At 39.0% G+C, this 752-nt stretch carries 1 protein-coding gene and 1 pseudogene; both read left to right on the top strand.

Features of this window, described 5'->3' with window-relative positions; all coding sequences use genetic code 11:
- A partial coding sequence (locus A9G37_RS08665) for a helix-turn-helix domain-containing protein (RefSeq protein WP_065575269.1) occupies nt 1-303 on the top strand: 303 nt, incomplete at its 5' end.
- A 113-nt stretch (nt 304-416) separates the two neighbouring features.
- A pseudogene (locus A9G37_RS08660) lies at nt 417-614 on the top strand (transposase); the annotation flags it as partial.
- Between the last annotated feature and the right edge of the window lie 138 nt (nt 615-752).

Here is a 752-nt window from a genome sequence, read left to right as displayed (position 1 = left end):
GAGATAGCCCAGCTACTCAATAGACATCCTTCGACAATAAGTCGAGAGATAAAAAGAAACTCAAAACCTAATCAAGCCTATCAAGCACATGATGCGGTAACCCTAGCTAGGAAAAGGCGAAAAAACAGCGGTAATGGTAAGCCAATAGAGTCTTCGGTATGGCGCCAAGTTGAAAAATACCTCATGCTTTATTACAGCCCAGAGCAGATTGCCGCACGTTTAAAGAAAGTCTGTGTCCAAAATCAATCTATAACTACCTTTATCAGAATAAAGCGCGCTATGAACAATTCAAACCTTATCTAAGGCGAAAAGGCAAAGCCTATAGGCATTATTAAAGAAGGAGACTGTAACTCTCCCCTAAAATAGTACAGCAAAAAAGTAGAAAATTCTCTATGATAAAAGTAAAAGGGGATTTAATGATGAAAAAAATGACTGAACATCAAATCGTCGCTATTTTAAAAGAAGCTGAAGCAGGTATTCCTGTCAAGGAACTCTGCCGTAAATATGGCATGGGTAATTCAACTTTTTATAAATGGCGGGAAAAATACGGCGGAATGGAAACTTCGGATATCAAACGCTTAAAAGAGCTGGAGGCTGAAAACCGTAAGCTTAAATAGATGTTTGCTGAGCTGAGCTTAAAATCACAGCTTCAGGAAGAAATCATAAAAAAGCTTTAGTGCCCACAAAGGCACGTAAAACGTGGGCACAGCAACTACAACAAAATCATTCTGTTACTATAGCTATGAGCTGCG

Source organism: Gilliamella sp. GillExp13 (assembly GCF_001690815.1).
Taxonomy (GTDB): domain Bacteria; phylum Pseudomonadota; class Gammaproteobacteria; order Enterobacterales; family Orbaceae; genus Gilliamella; species Gilliamella bombi.
Note: the sequence above shows the minus strand (reverse complement) of the source record. Positions and strands in the feature narration are given on the sequence as shown.